We start from the raw sequence: 18,923 nt of genomic DNA, 5'->3' as shown, positions 1-18,923 counted from the left end.
CCTCAACGGCCGTAGATGCTGCCGCCGTAGCCGTAGCTGCCGGCGCCGCAGATGCGCTCGGCGCGGCGCTTGCGCCAGCGGCCGCCATAGGCCTCCGCCTCGCCCTCCCCCTGGTTTTCCCCGCTCAGTTCATAGTAGGGGATATGCCGCACCAGCGATTCGGACAAAGCCTGGCGCAGCGCGCGCGGGCTGCCGTCGCTGTCGGCGGCCAGTTGCGCGGCGGTGCCGGCGACGCGCACGAAGCGGCGCGCCATCTCGAATTCCTGCTGCCCGTATTCCATGCCGCTGAATTCCATGCCGCTAAATTCCATCTCAAGCGCATTGGCGGCCGCGCTTCCCAGCGCCGAGCCGAGCGCCGTGCCGACGCCGGGTATCGGAATGAAGGAGCCCAGCGCGCCGCCGACGAAGGGCAAGGCCTTTTTGGCGATGCCCTTCAAGACACCGCCCAGCGGCTTGGCGATCTTCTTCAGCCCTCTGCCTATCGACTTGAAGACGCCGCCCAGGAACTGTTCCAGCTCCGCTTCATTGGTCACCGACAGCAGTTCCAGCGCCAGTTCCATTTCCTGCGCTTCGTTGAACGGCCCTTCCTGGGCGCCGCCGAATTCCATCACTTCGAATGTGCCTGCCGCCTCGTTGCGGCAATTGGCGCAGTTGCATTGTTTCTTGTACATGGTGTTCTCCTTGGGTTCTCGCGCTATAGCACCAGCCATCGCCAGTCATCGCCAGCCACTACCGAACAACTCTGCCTCCAGCTCGCGGCGCTGGTTGGTCAGCACGCCGGCGCTGTTGCGGAACATATCGTCGTGGATGCGGTATTCCACCGCGCGGCGCTGGGCGTCCGTCAGGCCCGACTGCGCCACGTACACGGAGTGCGCGGACAGCGGCAATCCCATCATCTGGCCGCACAGCGCGTGCTGCTGCAGGCGGCGGCGCAGGTTGTTGGTCTGTCCGCTGTAGGCGCGCTGCACGCCGTTGACGGTAAACTCGATCAGGTAAAACCCCGCCCCGGTGGCGCGCGGATCGCGCAGGGCGTTCGTGATCGCGCCCAGCGCGACGTAGGCTGGACGCTGGGCCGCCGGCAGCCTCCCTATCGTCCCGGCCAGCGTGGGCGGCACCTCGCCCTCGACAGGTCCGGGGTCCACGCCGTCGTCGAACGCCGGTTCGGCAGGAGGCGCCGCTGCATCCGACCAGTCTCCGGGATCGGCCGGTTCGCGCGGTTCGACAAGCACACCCGTGTAGGGCCACAGTCCACCGTAGTAAGGTCCGTAGTACGGCCAGCGTCCGGGCCAGGTCCGCGCCGGAAAACCCGGCCGCCCCGGCCGCCCTGGCCACCCGGAACCGCCCGGTTTTACGGCGCGACCGGATCTGCCCATGGGCGACGGTTTTGCCTGGACGCGCGAGCCCGGCGGGCGCGCGGAACTGACACGGCCGCCTCCGCCCCTGGCTGGACTTCGCGCCGCCCCCATGCCGCGCCCCATCGGCCGCATGCCGCGTTCCGATTCCCACTCTTGCTCCCACTCTTGCCCCCTCTCCTGCTCCCTCTCCTGCTCCCTCTCTTGCTCCATTTCACCCCCCATTTCAAACGGCAGGGCTTCGAATTCCTGGTTCATGCCAGCTCCTTGATGTGATGTTCAAGCGCCGCCAGGGCGCGTGCCACGTCGCCTGGACTGTGCCCGGCGCGCAGCAAAAAGGTCAATGCCGCAGAGCCGCCGTGGCGCTGCAACAGGGCGGCGACGCCGCCCGCCTGCAAAGCCGCGTGCAGCGCGGCGCCATCAACGTGCGCTGCCAGCGGAACCACCTGCACCGGGAACAGGCCGCCCCGGCAGGCGATTCCGGCCGCCGCCAGCCCGGCGCGGAACTGCCGCACCCGCAGCCGCAGCGTTGTTCTCAGCGCGTCGCCGCAACTCCGGTTCAGACGCAGCGCGCGCAAGCCGGCGGCGATGGCAGCCGACGACGGCGGGCTGCCGTGCACGCGCGTGCCGCTCTCCGCCTCGAAGCGCGCCATCAACGGGGCGCTGCCCGCGAGCGCCGCCAGCGGGGCGCCAAAAGCCTTGGCCAGCGAAGCGCCCACCAGCACCGGGGCGCCCGAGCAACCATGCGCCGCTATCCCGGCGCGCTGCCGCCCCGCCCCACCTGCGGGCCGGTCCGGCGCCGCGCCGGCCAGGCAGTGCAGCACGGCCGACCCGCCGCCGTTCAAGCCCAGCAGGCCCAGTGCCTGCGTGTCGTCAAGCACCAGGTAGCCACCGCCGCGTGCGGCGATCTCGGCGTAATCGGCCAGCGGCGGCGGAGCGGCGGTGCCGGGGCTGTAGCCGTCGGCCAGCACCACCGGACGGCGGCCCTGCTTCGACCAGCGCCGCGCCAACCGCGCCAGGCCGGCCGCATCGCCATGGCGGAACACCTGCATGGTCGCGCCCTGCGCCACGGCCCTCTGTGCGCCCCAGCGGGCGATCGGATAAGCGGCGCCGTCCACCAGCAGCGCCACCGGATCCCGCGCCAGCATGGCGAACAAGTCCCAATACAGATGCAGCGTGGACGGCAGCAGCAGCGCCGCCTCGCAGCATTGCAAAGCCGCCAGTTCGCGCGCCAGTGCACGCGCGGCGGGCAGCTCCTCCAAGGCCGCCGGCTTGCCCAGTGTGAGGGCCGCCCACGGATCGAGCGCCGCGGCTGGATGGCGCATATCGAGATACAGCGCACTCGTAAAGTCGAGCGTGGCCGCGCTGGACCGTGGACCGGCGGCACCGCGCGCCGACTTGGCGGGGGCGGGACGCGTCCCGCCGCCGCGCTCCTTGCTTGTCCCCTGGCCCGCCATCGCGCGCCTCAGGCGCGCTGCTGCTGGATCGCCAGGCGCTGTCGCAACAGCACCGACGGCAGCGTGGCGTCCGAGGCCACGTCCGAGCCGTCGACCGACAGGTCGACACCGGTGGCGGCGCGGTAGGCGTGGATATAGCCTTGCGCCTGCGGCCGCCAAAAGCGCGCCCAGTTGAACGCTTGGGTAGATTCATAGATGTCGCTCCAGTTGCCGTAGCGGATGGACAGCAGCAGCTGTTCGCCGAACATGGCCAGCGCGCGGAAATGCATCACGCTGGTATCGGTCCAACCCTGCAGCTTCTTCATCGCATCCACCCGGTCCATCCAAGGCTCCGGATAGGCCACCATGACGCGCGTGGGCAGGAACTCGCGGAACTCCGGCCTGCCCAGCAGCCATTGCTGCATCAGCATTTCGATGCGCGCGGTGGACGGCAGGTCGCCGAACTGGTTGTGCGCGCCCTGCGACAGGATCAGATGCACTTCCTTGAGCGCGTTCAGTACCGGGAAGGCGTCCGCCTTGACGGTGGTGTCGTCGTCCTGCTTGTAGAAGGAGGTTAGCAGCCGCAGCAAATGGTGGAACGCTTCCAGGAATTTCGAGCGGCTGTCGGCCGGACGGAATTGCCGGACAGCCTTGCCGTCCAGCCGCACGCCGTAATGATGGTCGTACTCGTAGTTGCGGCGCACCACCGTGAGGCGATGTTGTTCGTCCTGCGTGTAGCCCCACAGCAGATTGTTCAGGGGCCGCAGCATGTCGATCTCGGTATTGGCCAGCGGGTCCAGCCCATGGCCGGGCGCGCGCAGGTTCTGGAAGCGCTGCGTGATGGCGTTCATGGTCTGCACCAGCATGCCCTCCTCTTGCCAGTAGGACCAGATCAGCTCCACCAGGCAGGGGTTGGACAGCCGCTCCTGGATGATGCCGAAGCACAGGTCCGCCTCGGCGCCGCCGACGTTGATCGGAATGTCGGGCAGCTTGCGCCGGATCACGGCCAGGTAGGGCAAGGTCAGCGTGGTGCCGTCCACCGTTTCAAGGTACTCGTTGGCCAGCACGTCGGCCAGGCTGCCGCCGTTGGGAATGTCGCGCCGGTCCAGATAGGCCGCATCCTCGCCCGGCCGGAAGGCCAGCGGCAGGTTCAGCACGCCGCAGTTGACCATCACGAAGGCCTCCGTGGCCGCCTTCAGCACGCGGTAAGAATCCGAGTCGTTGAACGGCAGCGCGCGGCGCTGCTTGAGGTTGTTGAAGGCGATGCGCTGGCGGTCGTTGTCCGGCAGGCCGCCGTTGGGGTCGCAGAACAGCTTGTCCATGAAAGCCAGGTAGTTGGTGAAGGACAGCGCCTCGGTGCTGTTGCGGATCAGGGTCCACAGCGGCAGGTCCTCGGTCGGCTCGGTCTCGGTGCGCGACAGCGACACGCCCACATTGCCGCTGATGGGGCTGGGCACGCGCTGCTCGGCTTCGAAGTCCGCCCCCACGCCCAGCGCCGCCATCGTACCCGGCGGGACCACGCCGGCCAGCTGCTCGGCCGTGAGCGAGGCGCCGGCGCCGCCGCTGCGCACCATGGGCATGCCGGCCGCGCCCTGCGGCGCCGCGCCGTTCGGCCGGCCTCGCCGCGCGAACAGCACCTGCGCCTCGAAGCGCTGCGGACCGGCGTGGCGCATGATGGAGGTGAAGCGGCGCCCGTCGCCGCGCGGCTGCCACGGCGAGCGCGGCACCACGCGCAGCTTGTCCTCGGCCAGCGGGCCGTCTCCGTCCACGTGCACCTCCGCGATAGCCTTGTCGCCCACGAAGGCGCAGTTCTGGTCGACCTCGCGGCAGTTCGATTCGAACGTCATGGCCACGGTGGAGCGGAAGGCGAAGTCGAAGCAGACGTTCTCCGTGCAGCCGTTGCGCACCACCGCGCACTGGTAGAACAGCGCGTCCATTTTCATCGGCACGATGTTGTCGTAGGCGGCGATATAAGCGCCGGCATCGAGCTGCCTGAACAGCACCGCGCCGTCCGCGCCCGTGAAGCCGGTCGCCACCAGCAACTGCTCGTCGGGCAGCCAGTTTCTCACCTCATCCACATTGCATTCCTGCATGGGTACGCCCTGCTGCGTTTGCGCCTCGTACAGTTTGATCGCGGCGTTGACCACCGGCGCGCCGCTGTGGCTGTCGTGGACCGTCACCTGGATCGCCCCGCGCATGTCCGCCTTGGCCGCCGCGTTCTTGATGTTTGCCATGTTTATCTCCTAAAGGATAGTGCTACGGTATTCGGGGCGCTCCTGCGCCACGTCGCTGCAAAGCGCGCTCAGGTCCAGCGTGCTGCGCAAAGCCCAGTGCGTCAGCAGCCGCGCCAGCAGGACGCTTTCGTCCTCGGGGCTGAGGCGGCCGTCGGCACGGGCCTGGCCTATCACCGCGAACGCCAGCGACGGCGCGGCCTCGTACAGCTGCCGCGGCGCCCTGCTCCATTGCCGGAACAGGCCGGCCAGGCGGCGCGGCTGGCGCGCGCGCACGGCCATCACTTCGGGCAGCGTGCGGCCGCGCAGCAGGGCCGGCCGGTGCCGCGCCAGCAGCGCGGCGACCGCGGGCAGGCTTTGTTCCAGCTGCAGCAGCAACGCGCGCTGCGGCGGCGCCAGCCCGGCCAGCGGATAGAATGACTCCCACAACGCGGCGATGCGCCGCCATTGCGGATGCGGGAACAGCTGCTGGCCAAGCGCGCAACTGAGCTTGACCCGTATCCACGGCGCGGGATGCGGATCGTCCGCGTTGACGCGGAACACGAACACGCGCGGCAGGCTGACCACGCCGATCAGCCCCAGCGTGGCGACCACGCCTACCCGCGCCAACGACCACAGGTCGGCCACCACCTCGGAGATCCAGCGCTCCCACAGCTGCCACACGTGCGCCGGCGTGCCCAGGCTGCCGCTGCCGCCGCGCTGCATGGCCTGCAGCACCGGCCGCAGCGAGTTGACCAGGTCCAGCAGCGCCGCGCCCTGATGGCCCACCTCGTGGAACAGGGACGACGCGATGCTGCTGCCGACCATGCGCTCGCGCGGCACCCGCACCACCGCGACCGGGTTGTCGCCGCCGCCCGGCAGCCGGGTGCGCGCGCGCCGGATGGCCGCACCGGGCCCGCGGTCCAGGTAGCAGATCACGGGCGGTGCACGGAAGTAGGCACCCGGCAGCGCCAGCGCATCGGCCGAGGCCACGTCCAGCCCGGCAAGCCAGATGCCGTTCTTATGCTCGCTGCGCTGCGTGATGACGTCGTTGAACAGGTCGAACTGCGTCAGCGCGGCGTTGAACTTCAGGCGCACGAAGGTGAAGCGGCGTTGCGCCTCGGCCGCCGTAGCGCTGCGCGCGGCCGGGCTGCGCAACCAGTCCAGATAGCCGTTCACCATGCCATGCAGCTCGCGCCGCCCCTGCGCCAGATACGCTTCGATGGCCGACTGCGCCGACGGCAGCAGCGCCGCCGCCGGCACCATGGGCTCGATCAGCACGAAGGGACGCACGCGCCCCAGCCGCGTGAGCAGCGAGCGCGCTTCTTGCGCCAGCATCCACAGGGCGTAGGAGCTGATGGCCATGATGGTTCAGGCGCCGTAGAGGATGATCTTGCGGCCCTGGCGCGCCCAGCGGCCCGAAGAACCGCCGCCGCCCATGCCGCCGCTCGCGCCGGAGCCGCCCATGCTGCCCATGCTGCCGGTGCCGCCGCGCTGCGCACCGCCGAAGCCGCCGGCCTGGCCGCGCGCTTGCGTGCACTGCCCGCCCTGCATGCCTCCCTGCGTGCCGCCCTTGGCCAGCAGGCCGGGCGCGTGCTGGCGCGCAGCCGCCGTGGCCGCAGCCTGCGCGACGGCGCGCGGATCGCCGCCGCGCGACTGGGCCGCCCGCTGCACGGTGTCGGCCGCCAGCCGCACGAAGGTCTTCGCCCCTTCGAATTCGCGGTCCTCGCCCATCATTTCGCCCTCGGCTTCCAGACCGAGCGCGCCGCCTGCGGCCGACGCCAGGCCGCTGCCGATCTTGGCGCCCAGCGGTCCGCCGAAGTAGCCGCCGATGGCGCCGCCGGCCAGCGGCAAGGCTTTCTTGGCCACGCCTTTCAGCACGCCGCCCACCGCCTGGCCTATCGGCGACTTGATGACGGAACCGGCCACCGAGGCGGCTTTCTTCAGGAAGTTGCCGAGGAATTGCTCCAGCTCGGCTTCGTTGGTGACGGACAGCAGTTCGTTGGCCAATTCCGTTTCGTCCGCTTCGGACAGCAAGCCGCCCTCACCGCTCCATTCGCCCTGGCCGAACTCGTACTGCTCGCCTTCATAACCCATTTCCTGGCCGAATTCCAGGGTGGTACGATCGATGTCATGCATGATTAGCTCCCGATGTTGGTGTAAAACTGACTAAACAACGACGAAACAACTGACTAGCAATTGAGGACCACGATGCGCTTGCCGCTGCGCTGCCAGCGTCCTCCCGCCGGCTCCTGCCGCGCCACCCGGTGCAGCAGCCCTGGCGCATGCCGCCGCGCCGCCTGCGCCAGCGCGGCTTGCACCTGGCCGCCCGCATCCTGCCCCCGCGCCGGCACACCCGCCGCCAGTGCGCCGCCGATGACGTCCTGCGCCAGCCGGACGAAATGGCGGGCCAGTGCGAACTCCTTGTCCTCCGGGCTCAGTCCTTCCAGTTCCAGGCCGAAGATGGTGGCCGCGCGCAGCTGCGCGGCCCGGCTGCCGAAGGGCAGCAAGCGGCGCGCCACTTGCAGCAACGTGCCCATCAGTGCGCGGCCCAGCGGCAGGCGCAGGGCGCTGCGGCCCGCCGGTCCGGAACGCGCGATCATCCCGGCAATGAAGGGCGGCAGCCCGGCGCCATTGGCGGCGCTGGCTTCCAGAAGTTCGGCCGCGTACACCATTTCCAGATCCGTTTCCGGCGCCTCCAGCGACAGCGATGTTGGCGGCGTGCCGGGTGGCGGCGGAATCTCGACTTCAGGCAGGTATTCGAGCAGGCGGTTCATACTTGGCTCCGGTCTGGCGGTGTACACCAGACGTCGCAAGCCCCGTGCCAGCGCGCAGCAAAGGCAAACGGCCGCCGCGATGCCGAAAAAGGCTTCGCGGCGGCCGCCATGAGGGTGGAATTGCGCGAAGTGTGCTTCGCGCGGGATGGGATTAAGCGATCACAGCCAGTGTCAGCGTCGCGACATAGCCGTCGGTGATGTTGCCGGTCATGGTTGCGAGCTGCAACGAGTAGCCGTCGCCGAACACCATGTCCGAAGTGTAGCTGGTGCGCGCCAGGTTGCTCACGCTGGCGCTGTAGCCGGTGGCGGCATAGACCTCGGTCAGCGTGGCCATCGGGAAGGTGAATTGCGAGGTCTTGACGCGGTTGCTGGCGTTGCTGCTCTTTGCCAGCGTCGGGTAGACCTCGAAGTGCACATGCGGCATGCGGCCGTCGTAGCAGCCGGGGAAGATGGTGGTAAAGCTCAATTCGCCGCTCGCGTCAGCTTCCTGCACGCCGCGCAGGTAGTTCTGGTCGGTGATACCGCTGGAGTACAGCGAATACTTGCCGTCGCGGTCGCAGTGCCAAAGGTAGACCGCCATCGCGCCCGCCGCTGTGCAACTGGCGTTGGCATTAACGATTTTCAGCTTGATGGTGAGCGGCACGCCGGCGGCGGTGCCGGTGGCACCGCCGAAGCTGCTGCGGATGTCCTTGCGCACCACGCCGCTTTGGATCAGCACGTTGGCCACGCCGCTGCCATTGCTGTTGGTCCCGTCGCCCGGATAGGGGCCGCCGGTTTCCTCGGGAATCACGGTACAGGCGCCGGAGGTTCCGGTGCCGGTGCCGGTGGACGGCGTGGTGGTGGTTCCCGTCGATGGCGTGGTGGTGGACGTGCCGGTGTCGCTCCCCGTGCTGGCCGTGGCGGCGCTGTCGCCGGAGCCGCCGCAGCCCAGGATGGGCAGCGCGGCGGCACCGCCTATCAGCCAGCGCAGGGACTTGCGGCGGCCCGCCGCCATCTGCATCATTTTGTTCAGGTCGTCGGCCAGGCTGTGGTGCTGCGATTCGTGATGTTCCGATTCGTGATGTTTCATTAATTACTCCATTGGTACCGAGGTTTATTGGGGTTGAGGATGGGGAGGTTTACGCTGGTCCAGTTGCTTGCGCTGTTCGGCAGTCAGCACGGCCAGCAGTTTTTGACCGGTGCGCACGCGCTGCAATTCCAGATTGGACATCGCCTGCGCGGCGGCTTGAGACAGCGACGCGGCTTTCGCGTCGTCGTATTTATCAGCGCTGCCCAACGCGTGCAGCGCTTCCTGCGCCTTGTGGAAAGCCTTGCCCTGCTCGCGCAGATAGGGGGCCTGCGCGTGAAGGATGGCAAACACTTTGTCCTGCTGCGCTTCGCTCAAAGCCAGACCATGCATGAATGGCGGCTGGCCGAAAGGCATTCTGCGCGGGCCGGAGCCGGGTCCGGAACCGAGGCCAAGGCCCCATGGCCCCATCTCACCCGGGCCGCCATGACTAGCCATACCACCGCGGCCACCAGGGCCGCCAAAATCTCCCGAAACGCCAGGACGGCCGGGGCTAGGGGGGCCGCGCATGCCACGTTCGCCGTCCGGGCCGCCATGACCGGAACGAACGTCCGCGCCGGGGCCGGCGTCAGCGCCGTTGCGAGCGCTGGATTCCTGGCTTTGGACGCCGTAGGCATCGAGGCCGTTGTCTGCGTGGGAAACCAGCGGCAATGCCATGACGGCGGCCAGCAGGCATAGTTGGAGGGTTGTCTTCCTGGTTTTCATGTCGCGCTCCGAATGTGTCGTTGGGAGTGGCCATTGTCTGGCGGGAGCATGTAAAGCGCGGTTAGGACAAGGTAAATCCGTGTAAAGAGGGCTGGTGTAAATCGGGGTAAATGCACACTTTCGCCGCCATCTTGTTTGTTATGATGGGTTTATCGAAATCACGAATCACGCTGCAATGAGCAAGGTACTGTTAATAGACGACGACGTTGAACTGGTAGGCATGTTCCAGGAATACCTGGAACAGGAGGGCTTCGAAGTCAAGACCGCGCATGATGGCGAGGCCGGCGCTGCTGCCGCCCTGTCGGGGCTTTACGCCATCGCCGTGCTGGACGTCATGATGCCGCGAATGAACGGCCTGGAGACCCTGCGCCGCATCCGCGCCCACAGCCAATTACCCATCCTGATGCTGACGGCACGCGGCGACGACACCGACCGCATTGTCGGCCTGGAACTGGGCGCGGACGACTACGTGGCCAAACCCTGCACGCCGCGTGAACTGACGGCACGCATCCGCGCCATCCTGCGCCGCACGCTGGGCGTGGCGATGGATACGGGCGGCGCCGTGCAACTGGTGGTCGGCAACTTGACGATGTGGCCGGAACAGCGGCGCGCCACCTGGGCCGGCGCGGCGCTGGAGCTGACCAGCACCGAATTCAACCTGCTCGAAGTCCTGGCGCGCAACGCGGGCAAGCCGGTCAGCAAGAACGTGCTGTCCGAGCAGGGCCTGGGCCGCCCGATGGCGCGCTTCGACCGCAATATCGACGTTCACCTGAGCAGCCTGCGGCACAAGCTCGGCACCATCGCCGATGGCCGCTCCTGCCTGCAGACGGTGTACCGGCTCGGCTACCAGCTGATCAAGGAATAGCCGTGGGCCGCCTGTTCTGGAAGTTCTTCTTCTCCATCCTGCTGGCACAGGTGGTGGCCGCAGTGGGCATAGGCGGCACCATCTGGCTCAAGAACCGCGAGGCCGCAGTACAGCGCAGGCAGGACATCGACACCGGCCCGCGCGCCGAGGATGCCATCGAATCGGCCGCCGCCACGCTGGAATTCGGCGGCGTCCATGCGCTGCAAAGCCTGCTGGAGAATATGAACCGGCACCGCGTGTACGCGGTCAACGAGATGGGACGCGAACTGCTCGGGCGCATCGTCAAGCCTGCGATGATGCTGGAGGCGCGCCTGATGCTCAAGCGCGACGGCACCCAGCGCGTGGTACGCGAGGTGAAAGCGGCCGACGGCCACCGTTATGTGCTGTTCCTGCCATCGCGCGAGCACCCGGGCGGCATGCCGCCGGGTGGGCATTTGATGTCCGGGGCGGCGCTGAGCAACCTGGCTGGCCTGGCCGACACGCCATTCAATGGGCGCGCCCCCGGCCACTGGCACGGTCCGGGGCCGGATCCCGGCTCAGGTCCGAGGCCCGGTCCAGGGTCAATTCCGGGGCCAGCGCCAAGTCCAGGGCTGGGCGCAGGAGCAGGTCCAGGCTCAAGTCCGGGCCGAGGTCCAGGGGAAGGCTCAGGTTCACGGTCAGGCCCGAGTCCAGGCTACGGACATGTTCCAGCCTATGGTCCGAATCCGGGCTATGGTCCGGGCCCCGGTCCACGCGCAGGTCTAGAGGCGGGCCCGGCAACTGGCCGCGGCCCAAGCGCTGGCATGAATGCCTCCGCCACGCAAGCCTCCGGCGCGGCGCAACCGGGGTTCGGCCAGCGGCCACCTGAAGGCGGCATTGGCCGGCCAGGTGAAGCCGGGCCAGGGCCCAATCCCGGCGGCCCCGGCACGGACGGCCCGCCGCGCTTCCAACCGCTCACGCCCTTCGTCCCCGTCGCCGCCGCCGTGCTGGCCAGCCTGCTGTTCGCGGCCTTGCTGGCATGGTATTTCGCGCGCCCCATCCGCTCGCTGCGGCAGGCTTTCGAGGCCGCCTCGCAGGGTGACCTCGCCCCCCGATTCGCCCATGTCAGCGGCAAGCGCGGCGACGAGCTGAGCGACCTGGGACGCGATTTCGACCGCATGACAGCCCGCCTGCGCAGCCTGATGGACGCGCAAACGCGCTTGCTGCACGACGTATCGCACGAACTGCGCTCGCCCTTGGCGCGCTTGCAAGCCGCCATCGGTCTGGCGCACCAGCAGCCGGACAAAGCGCGCGCATCGATGGAGCGCATCGAGCGCGAAAGCGTGCGCATGGACAAACTGGTGGGCGAATTGCTGACGCTGGCCCGTCTCGAAGCGGGTCCGCTGAATGCATCGAAAGAACAAATCAGCATGGCCGACCTGATGGACGAAATCGTCGGCGATGCCGAATTCGAAGCGGCCTCGCACGACCGCGCCATCGAACTGCGCGGCAGCGCCGACGTGGCGGTCAACGGCCACGCCGACCTGCTGGCGCGGGCGATCGAGAACATCGTGCGCAACGCCATCAAGCACAGCCGCGCCGGCGGCATCGTGCGGGTGGAACTGGACACCGACGAGGCCAGCGACCGCCTGCACATCCGCGTGCTCGACCGCGGTCCCGGCGTGGCGCAGGCCGACCTCGAGGCCATCTTCGACCCCTTCTTCCGCAGCAGCGACACGCCCAAGGATGTGGAAGGCCACGGACTGGGCCTGGCGATCGCGCAGCAGGTGGTGCAGGCGCACGGCGGCAGCGTGGCCGCCCGCAACCGCGAGGACGGCGGCCTGTGCGTGGAAATCGTGCTGCCGATCACGCAGCACGCCTGAGCAGCCGGCTTACAGCTCCAGCTTGGTGATCTTGGTGCCTTCCAGCGTCAGGTTCGCCATCAGGCCGGCGTTGGTCAGCACGAAGGCCTGGACCGGATTGTTGGCGGTGGTGGTGTCGATTTCGCCGTTCACGCCAACCTTGACCACGGCCACGGAAGCATCGACGCCCGCCGTCCAGCCCTTGCTCTGGCCGAACTTCTCGAACGCGTCCTTCGTCATGAACAGCATCACCACGGCTTTCGACTGCGCCCCCGCCTGCAGGCCCACCGAGGCCGACGTCATCCGGTAATAGCCGCCGTGCGCACCCTTGACGCGCAAAGTGCCTTTGCCATACTCGCCGCCCACGACAAAGCCCGCGGCGAGCACGCGCGGGAACACCAGGATCGCATGGGATTTCGCCACCAGCTCGCGCGAGCCCTTCACTTCCGCATACAGGCGGTTCAGGGTCGTATCGAAGCCCGCGTCGATCTCGGCGCGGCTGTCGTCCGCGCCGGGCTTGCCGGACGAGGTGGTTGTGGTGCAGCCCGCCAGCACGGCGCTGAAAAGCGCCAGCGCGGCGGCGGTTTTGAACAGGAAAATACGCTTACGCATGGCAATCTCCAGTCGTCGGTGTCGAGGGAATCTCTACGATTCTGACATCTTCGGCGCGGGACTGCCTCCCTCTTCCGTTCAGTGCTTGAGAAGCATCAAGCCTTCGGCAGGGTCACACCGTGCTGGCCCTGGTACTTGCCGTTGCGGTCCTTGTACGACACCTCGCACACTTCGTCGCTCTCGAAGAACAGCACTTGCGCGCAGCCTTCGCCGGCGTAGATCTTGGCCGGCAGCGGCGTGGTGTTGGAGAACTCCAGCGTGACGTAACCTTCCCATTCCGGCTCGAACGGCGTCACGTTGACGATGATGCCGCAGCGCGCGTAGGTGGATTTGCCCAGGCACACCGTCAGCACGTTGCGCGGAATGCGGAAGTACTCGATGGTGCGCGCCAGAGCGAAGGAATTCGGCGGGATGATGCAGACGTCGCTCTTGACATCGACGAAGGAGTTCGAATCGAAGTTCTTCGGATCAACGATGGTGCTGTTGATGTTGGTGAAGATCTTGAACTCGTCAGCGCAACGGATATCGTAGCCGTACGACGACGTGCCATAGGAAATCACCTTGCGGCCGCTGTCCTCGCGCACCTGGTCCGGGTGGAAAGGCTCGATCATCTTGTGCTGCTCCGCCATGCGGCGTATCCATTTGTCGCTCTTAATCGTCATCGCAAAACCACTTTTAAAGATTGCAGGGAGGCGCGCCGGGCCGGCGGCGCCATTTTCACCCGCGATTTTACGCGAAAGCCCCGCCTGCCAGAACATTTTTGCAAACTCCCGGCAGCAGCCCCGTTATCATTTCGTGCACGGTTTTCGCCGTCATCTCGGGCGACTCCATCGGGAACAGATGCCCGCCCGGGATGATGCGGAAATTGCGGCCCACCAAACGGCGCGTCGCTTCCAGCCCTGCCTGGCGGCATTCGACCGACTTGTCGCCGCCGATAAAACCGGCCGGGACCGCCAAGCCATCTTTCACCAGGCCGCCAATGTGGTGCGGCAGGCCGCGGTAGACCTCGGTCTCGTTCTCGCGCGTAAACCGCAGCTGCACGCCCTGCGGATGCGGTTTCAGGCCGGCGGCGATGTAGTCCTCCAGCACACCCGGCGCCCAGGCCGCGAAGATGTCCTTGCTGGCGAAATGCTGGTAGGCCGCCCTCTCGTCCGGCCACACGTTACGGCGTTTGGCCGAAAAACGCGCCGGCGACAACTTGTCGGCCACCGGCCAGCGCCGCATCACGCGCAGCAGCATGGCGCGCCAGCCCGCCACCACCGGCGCATCGAGCATCACCACGCAGCGCACCAGGTCCGGCCGCATGGCTGCCACCATCACGCTCAGCATGCCGCCCAGGGAATGGCCGACCAGGATGACCGGCTCGCGGTAGCGCGATGTCAACTCGTCAATCAGCTCCTGCACCTGGTGCGGCCAGCCGGTCTGCACCGGGTAGGCGGGGTTATGCGCGTGCATGTCGAGCGCCTGGACGTCATAGTGCGCCCCCAACAACTCGAACAGACGGCGGTAGGTGCCTGCCGGATAGCTGTTGGCGTGCGAGAAGTGCAGCTTGGGTTTGTTCATTTTTGTAGTGCCTCCTTAGGTCCATTGTAAGGAGAGCTGCAGAGAAAAAATAGAACGCTTGCTCTAATTTTCTTCGACTGTCGGAATACTTTACATGTCGGCAAGTTAAATTGAATTTTGTCCACGCAAGTCATTGATAATAGTCACTATTTAGTTTCTGGAACACATCTTGCCTTGGACACTGTAGCACTTCCATAATAACCATCATAGGTGGGAAAAATGACAATCTTTAGAAAGAGTTTATTTAGAAAGAGTTTATTGGCGCTGTCGACGTGGGCTACGGCTGGACTGGCTGCGGCGACGACTTTCTCCATTACAGCAGCGAACTTTGCGGCGGATGACGGTTACGGGACGGACTTGAGCGAATCGAACAACCCTACGCTGCTGGACGTGCGTTTCTCCAACGTCTCGTTCGCCCCGCAAAACTTCAGCTTGGCCAACGCAGGCGATTTCCAGACATTCGCCATCGGCACCGTGCAACTGGCCGAGCCGAACGGTTCGCAAGGCATCGTCGCAAACGAACAGGACAACCTGGGCGTCAAAGTCACCTTTACCTTTGTCCAGCCTGGCAGTGGAACGCCTTTCGTCTTCACGACCGCCACCGCGACTGCGGGCGGCATATCGGACAGCGGCGTGGACTATGTGCTCGACTGGGCCCCGGTCATGGTGAACTTCGGCACCAGCGGACAGTATTCGATCTCGCTGTCGGACCTTTCGTTCACCGGCGCCGCCACAATAACGCAGAACGCCACCATCACCTTGCTGGCCGCCGACGCTGTGCCGCCTCGGGCGCCGGGCACGCTGCCTGAACCGGGCGGCATCGCCCTGTTCGGCCTGGGGCTGGTGGCGCTGGGAAGTCTGCGCCGCCGCCGCGCAAGCTGATCCGCGCCTGAACACGAAGCCGCCATGCCCGCCAAGACATGGCGGTTCTTTTCGCCACATCGCAGGACCAGCGGCCCGCCCGACGGTGCATGCAGAGCATTCCCCGCGAATCGATGCCGGCCACGCCAACACCCCCGGTTCAGGCACCGGACGGGCATCGAAGGCGAAGTGAAAGTCTATCGCCAGTAGCGGCGATGCGCGTCGCGGTAACTCTCTATGCTGAGCTGACCATTGAATTCCAGCGTCAACGCGCCCGACTCGTCACTCCTGGCCCTGCGCACACCCAGCCTGCCATAGCGTTCGTAGACTTGCGCTTGCGGGTGGTGGTAGCGGTTGCGGTAGCCGACCTGGAACACGGCCAGCGTAGGCCGGACGGCCGCCAGGAAGGGCGGCGTCGACGATGTGCCGCTGCCGTGGTGAGGCGCCAGCAGCACGTCGGCAGCGATCCGGTCTTGCGCGCGGGCCTGCAGTTCGGCTTCCTGCGCGGCTTCGATATCGCCCGCCAGCAGCATGGACTGGCCGCCTGCGCTGATTTTGAGGACGCAACTGCGGGCGTTGGGTTTCAGCGTCTTGTCGCCATAGCTGGCCGCCGTTGGATGGAGCATATCGAACCGCACGCCATCCCAGGTCCAGCCCTGCCCCGCCTCGCAACGCGTGTGCAGGCCTGCGGCGCGGATAATGGGATGACCGGGCGGCAGCGAGCTTGCACTCCATAGGACGCGGATATTCTGAACGACGGCCAGGGCGCCGCCGGAATGGTCCGCGTCCGCATGGCTGACGATCATGGCATCCAGCGCCGAAATGCCGCGCGCTCGCAGGTATGGCGCGATGACGCGGTTGCCGCCGTTGGATTCGGGCGTGTAGGCCGGTCCCGTGTCATACAGCAGCCGGTGGCCGCTGGTCTCGACCAGCAGCGCCATGCCCTGGCCGACGTCGAAGGCGATGACGCGGAACGTCCCCTCGGGCGGATGGCTCGGGCTGGCCGCCAGCAACGGCACCCAAGCCACGAGGCCCAGCCAGCGCACCGGCCAGCCGCGCGGCGCCAGCAGCCAGAGCGTGCCGAACAGCGCCCAGCAAAATAGCCATGGCGACGGCGTGGGCGCGGTCCAGACGGCGACGCGGCTGGCGCTCATCCACTCGAGCACCTGCACCAGCAGCCAAACGGTGCCGTGCGCCAACTGCAGCACAGGTGCGGCCAGCAACTCCGGCAGCACCGCGCCCGCCAGCGCCAACGGCGTCACCAGCAGGCTGACCACCGGGATGGCGACCGCGTTCGCCAAAGGACTGACCAGGGATACCTGGGCAAACAGCAGCATCGTCAGCGGAACCAGGCCGACCGTCACCGCGTACTGCACTCGCGCCGCCGCCTTCAGGTCGGCCGTGAAACGCTGGCGCCGGTTCAACTGCGGGCGGCGCCCATGGCTCAGCGGCCTGTTGCCACTGCTGGCCGCGCCGGCGATCGCGGCGCCCGCCGCCACGGCGACGGCGTCGGCGCCGCGATGATGGTCGGCAGTCCGGCCGACGGTGGCGTACAGGATGGTGGCGACGGCGCCGAAGGATAGCCAGAAGCCCGGCCACATCACGGCCCAGGGATCGAACAGCACCACCACGCCAGCGGCAAGGCACAGCACATGGGTCACGCTGGCGAGCCGGTCCAGCCAGAGCGCGGCGGCGATCACGGCCAGCATGTACAAGGTGCGCTGCGCGGGTACGCCGAAACCGGCCAGCAGCACGTAGACCAGTGCCGCGAGCATGCCGGCGACGGCGGCTACCTTCTGCGCCGGCAGCAGCAAAGGCAATTGCGCGCGGGTGAAGAAGGAGCGCCGCCACAACGCCGACGCCGCCAGCGCGAACAAGCCGGCGATCATCGTGATATGCAGGCCGGATATGCTGATCAAATGGCTGATGCCGGTACGGTTGAACACCTGCCAGTCCGATTGCGGTATGCCGCGCTGCTCGCCCACCACGAGTGCCACGATCACGCCCGCGTACTCCTTGCCCGCAAGCGTATGCAGGATGCGGTCGCGCAGCACGGCGCGGCAGTGCTCAACGACGTTGCTGAAACTATAGACGAAAGACGCGAGCCGCGCGTTGCCGGTGCCGGTGCCGGCGCGTACGTAGCCGGTGGCGCGCACGCCCTGCTCCAGCAGCCACAGTTCGTAATCGAAGCCGTAGGGGTTGGCGTTGCCGTGCGGCCGCTGGAGACGCACCGTCAGGCGCCAGCGCTCGCCTGGCTGGACGTCACCGATAGTCACCACTGCGCCACGGTAGCCGGCGTACCACGACAACGCGATGCGCGGCGGAACCTGCATCGTGCGGCCTTCCACACGCTCGACCGCGAAGTTGAAGCGCACGCCGCCCTCGAAGCGGTTCGGCAGGCTGTCTATGGTGCCGGTCAGCGTGACGTCCCTGCCCTCGTCCGCTTTCGCTAGCTGTGGAGCGAGCGCGGAATGGGCCAGCATGGCGGCCCAGTAGAAGCCGATGGCGAAGCCCGCCAAGAGTGCGAAGAGCGGCTTGAGCACGCGCTGCCAGGTCCAAGCGTGCGGACGCGCGCCTGCCAGCAAGGATGTGGGGCGCCGTCGCACGAGCGGCAGCAGGCCAGGCGCAGCACGAACGATAGCCAGCCCAAGGGCAATCGCCAGCAACACCTCGGGAATATGCGGCGGCAGCATGGCTTGCGTCTGCAGCCATGCCGCACCGCCGACGAATCCGAGTAGCGCGCATCGCATAATTGACCCCAGGCAAAGAACCGATTATTGCCAGATGCTTGCCAGAACGTTCTATTCGAGATCAAGCTTTGTCGATGCCATGCGCAGGCGCTTGATGCGTTGCTAGCTTGGCAACAGCTCGGACATGCGGGGAAGTATGTCACGGGCGTTGACGCCGGTCGCGTCACGAACCTCCTCGACGCCGATGCCGCGCAGTTCGGCCAGCACGGCGCCGATGCGGGGAATCTGCTGAGGGGTATTGACGCCCGGGTGGACCCAGGCGGGCGAAATGTCCGGCGCATCCGTCTCCAGCACGATAGCCGACAGCGGCAGCTCCGCCGCCAGGCGCCGGATCTGCAAGGCGCGCGTGAAGGTCATATTGCCGCCGAAGCCCAGCTTGAAACCCACATCGATATAGCCTTGCGCCTGCTGGAAGCTGCCGTTGAAAGCGTGCGCAATGCCGCCGTTGGGCGGGATCTGGCGCACGTGCTTGAGCACCTGGTCCTGCGATTTGCGCACGTGCGTGAGCACCGGCAGCTTGAAGTCACGCGCGATGCGCAACTGCTCGCGCAGGAAGTGCACCTGCTTTTCGCGCATTGCCGGCTCGGCCAGCAAGGGGATGAAGAAGTCCAGCCCGATCTCGCCTATGCCCACCATCCGCGGGTCGCCCAACGACGCCTCCACCTTCGCGCGCAAGGCCGCCAGGTCGTCGTCGGTCGCTTTCGGTACGCAGATGGGATGGATGCCCAGCGCATAGCAGGCATTGTCCGCCTTGGCCGCCAGGCCTGCCACGATATCGAGGTTGCCACGGTCGATAGCCGGGATCACGATCATGGACACGCCTTCCTCGCCGGCGCGCCGCGCCACGTCCAGCGAAGCGCCGCCATATTCGTGCGCGTCCAGATGGCAGTGCGTGTCTATCCACAT

Annotated in this window: 17 protein-coding genes; 3 read left to right on the top strand and 14 right to left on the bottom strand. The window is 67.0% G+C overall.

Going from position 1 to position 18,923, the window contains the following annotated elements:
* Window positions 1-2: 2 nt before the first annotated feature.
* The 9 genes from ACSQ8Y_RS07240 to ACSQ8Y_RS07200 all read right to left on the bottom strand — a co-directional run bounded on the left by ACSQ8Y_RS07240 (window position 3) and on the right by ACSQ8Y_RS07200 (window position 9,546).
* Window positions 3-671 carry a hypothetical protein gene (locus ACSQ8Y_RS07240; RefSeq protein WP_436265773.1) on the bottom strand — a complete coding sequence of 223 codons (669 nt, stop codon included), beginning with the start codon at window positions 669-671 and terminating at the stop codon, window positions 3-5.
* Between the two features lie 45 nt (window positions 672-716).
* Window positions 717-1,229 carry a hypothetical protein gene (locus ACSQ8Y_RS07235; protein WP_436265772.1) on the bottom strand — a complete coding sequence of 171 codons (513 nt, stop codon included), beginning with the start codon at window positions 1,227-1,229 and terminating at the stop codon, window positions 717-719.
* A 377-nt stretch (window positions 1,230-1,606) separates the two neighbouring features.
* Window positions 1,607-2,809, bottom strand: coding sequence for an aminotransferase class I/II-fold pyridoxal phosphate-dependent enzyme (locus tag ACSQ8Y_RS07230; RefSeq protein ID WP_436265771.1), 1,203 nt, complete (start codon window positions 2,807-2,809; stop codon window positions 1,607-1,609).
* 8 nt (window positions 2,810-2,817) lie between these two features.
* Window positions 2,818-5,022: a carboxypeptidase-like regulatory domain-containing protein gene (locus tag ACSQ8Y_RS07225; protein ID WP_436265770.1), complete on the bottom strand. Its 2,205-nt coding sequence runs from the start codon at window positions 5,020-5,022 to the stop codon at window positions 2,818-2,820.
* Between the two features lie 9 nt (window positions 5,023-5,031).
* Entirely contained in the window at window positions 5,032-6,363 is a 1,332-nt protein-coding gene (locus ACSQ8Y_RS07220; RefSeq protein WP_436265769.1) for a hypothetical protein, read from the bottom strand.
* Between the two features lie 6 nt (window positions 6,364-6,369).
* On the bottom strand, window positions 6,370-7,137 hold the full coding sequence (locus tag ACSQ8Y_RS07215; RefSeq protein WP_436265768.1) for a hypothetical protein: 768 nt from the start codon (window positions 7,135-7,137) through the stop codon (window positions 6,370-6,372).
* Between the two features lie 53 nt (window positions 7,138-7,190).
* On the bottom strand, window positions 7,191-7,775 hold the full coding sequence (locus tag ACSQ8Y_RS07210) for a hypothetical protein (RefSeq protein WP_436265767.1): 585 nt from the start codon (window positions 7,773-7,775) through the stop codon (window positions 7,191-7,193).
* Window positions 7,776-7,926: 151 nt separating this feature from the next.
* Window positions 7,927-8,844, bottom strand: a complete 918-nt coding sequence (locus tag ACSQ8Y_RS07205) for an intradiol ring-cleavage dioxygenase (protein ID WP_436265766.1) — start codon at window positions 8,842-8,844, stop codon at window positions 7,927-7,929.
* A 24-nt stretch (window positions 8,845-8,868) separates the two neighbouring features.
* Window positions 8,869-9,546, bottom strand: a complete 678-nt coding sequence (locus ACSQ8Y_RS07200; RefSeq protein ID WP_436265765.1) for a Spy/CpxP family protein refolding chaperone — start codon at window positions 9,544-9,546, stop codon at window positions 8,869-8,871.
* A 175-nt stretch (window positions 9,547-9,721) separates the two neighbouring features.
* Between ACSQ8Y_RS07200 and ACSQ8Y_RS07195 the strand changes: the two genes are divergently transcribed.
* Window positions 9,722-10,411, top strand: coding sequence for a response regulator (locus tag ACSQ8Y_RS07195; protein WP_436265764.1), 690 nt, complete (start codon window positions 9,722-9,724; stop codon window positions 10,409-10,411).
* A gap of 2 nt (window positions 10,412-10,413) precedes the next feature.
* Complete coding sequence (locus ACSQ8Y_RS07190; RefSeq protein WP_436265763.1) at window positions 10,414-12,252, top strand: HAMP domain-containing sensor histidine kinase; 1,839 nt, start codon at window positions 10,414-10,416, stop codon at window positions 12,250-12,252.
* Window positions 12,253-12,261: 9 nt separating this feature from the next.
* On the opposite strand, the gene ACSQ8Y_RS07185 is transcribed toward ACSQ8Y_RS07190, so the two are convergent.
* The 3 genes from ACSQ8Y_RS07185 to ACSQ8Y_RS07175 all read right to left on the bottom strand — a co-directional run bounded on the left by ACSQ8Y_RS07185 (window position 12,262) and on the right by ACSQ8Y_RS07175 (window position 14,406).
* Entirely contained in the window at window positions 12,262-12,843 is a 582-nt protein-coding gene (locus tag ACSQ8Y_RS07185) for a BPSL1445 family SYLF domain-containing lipoprotein (RefSeq protein WP_436265762.1), read from the bottom strand.
* Between the two features lie 95 nt (window positions 12,844-12,938).
* The gene (dcd, locus tag ACSQ8Y_RS07180; RefSeq protein ID WP_436265761.1) at window positions 12,939-13,505 is read right to left on the bottom strand and encodes a dCTP deaminase; all 567 of its coding nucleotides are present in this window, start codon (window positions 13,503-13,505) and stop codon (window positions 12,939-12,941) included.
* A 67-nt stretch (window positions 13,506-13,572) separates the two neighbouring features.
* On the bottom strand, window positions 13,573-14,406 hold the full coding sequence (locus ACSQ8Y_RS07175) for an alpha/beta fold hydrolase (RefSeq protein WP_436265760.1): 834 nt from the start codon (window positions 14,404-14,406) through the stop codon (window positions 13,573-13,575).
* Window positions 14,407-14,763: 357 nt separating this feature from the next.
* On the opposite strand from ACSQ8Y_RS07175, the gene ACSQ8Y_RS07170 reads away from it, so the two are divergent.
* Window positions 14,764-15,288 (top strand): PEP-CTERM sorting domain-containing protein, encoded by a 525-nt coding sequence (locus ACSQ8Y_RS07170; RefSeq protein WP_436265759.1) that lies wholly within the window; start codon window positions 14,764-14,766, stop codon window positions 15,286-15,288.
* 176 nt (window positions 15,289-15,464) lie between these two features.
* On the opposite strand, the gene ACSQ8Y_RS07165 is transcribed toward ACSQ8Y_RS07170, so the two are convergent.
* Window positions 15,465-18,017 carry a DNA internalization-related competence protein ComEC/Rec2 gene (locus ACSQ8Y_RS07165; protein WP_436265758.1) on the bottom strand — a complete coding sequence of 851 codons (2,553 nt, stop codon included), beginning with the start codon at window positions 18,015-18,017 and terminating at the stop codon, window positions 15,465-15,467.
* 102 nt (window positions 18,018-18,119) lie between these two features.
* Window positions 18,120-18,923: a TatD family hydrolase gene (locus ACSQ8Y_RS07160; protein ID WP_436265757.1), complete on the bottom strand. Its 804-nt coding sequence runs from the start codon at window positions 18,921-18,923 to the stop codon at window positions 18,120-18,122.

The organism is Pseudoduganella sp. LjRoot289 (assembly GCF_964252925.1).
Classification (GTDB): domain Bacteria; phylum Pseudomonadota; class Gammaproteobacteria; order Burkholderiales; family Burkholderiaceae_D; genus Rugamonas.
The sequence above is the reverse complement of the archived record's forward strand: the minus strand, read 5'-3'. Positions and strand labels throughout refer to the sequence as shown.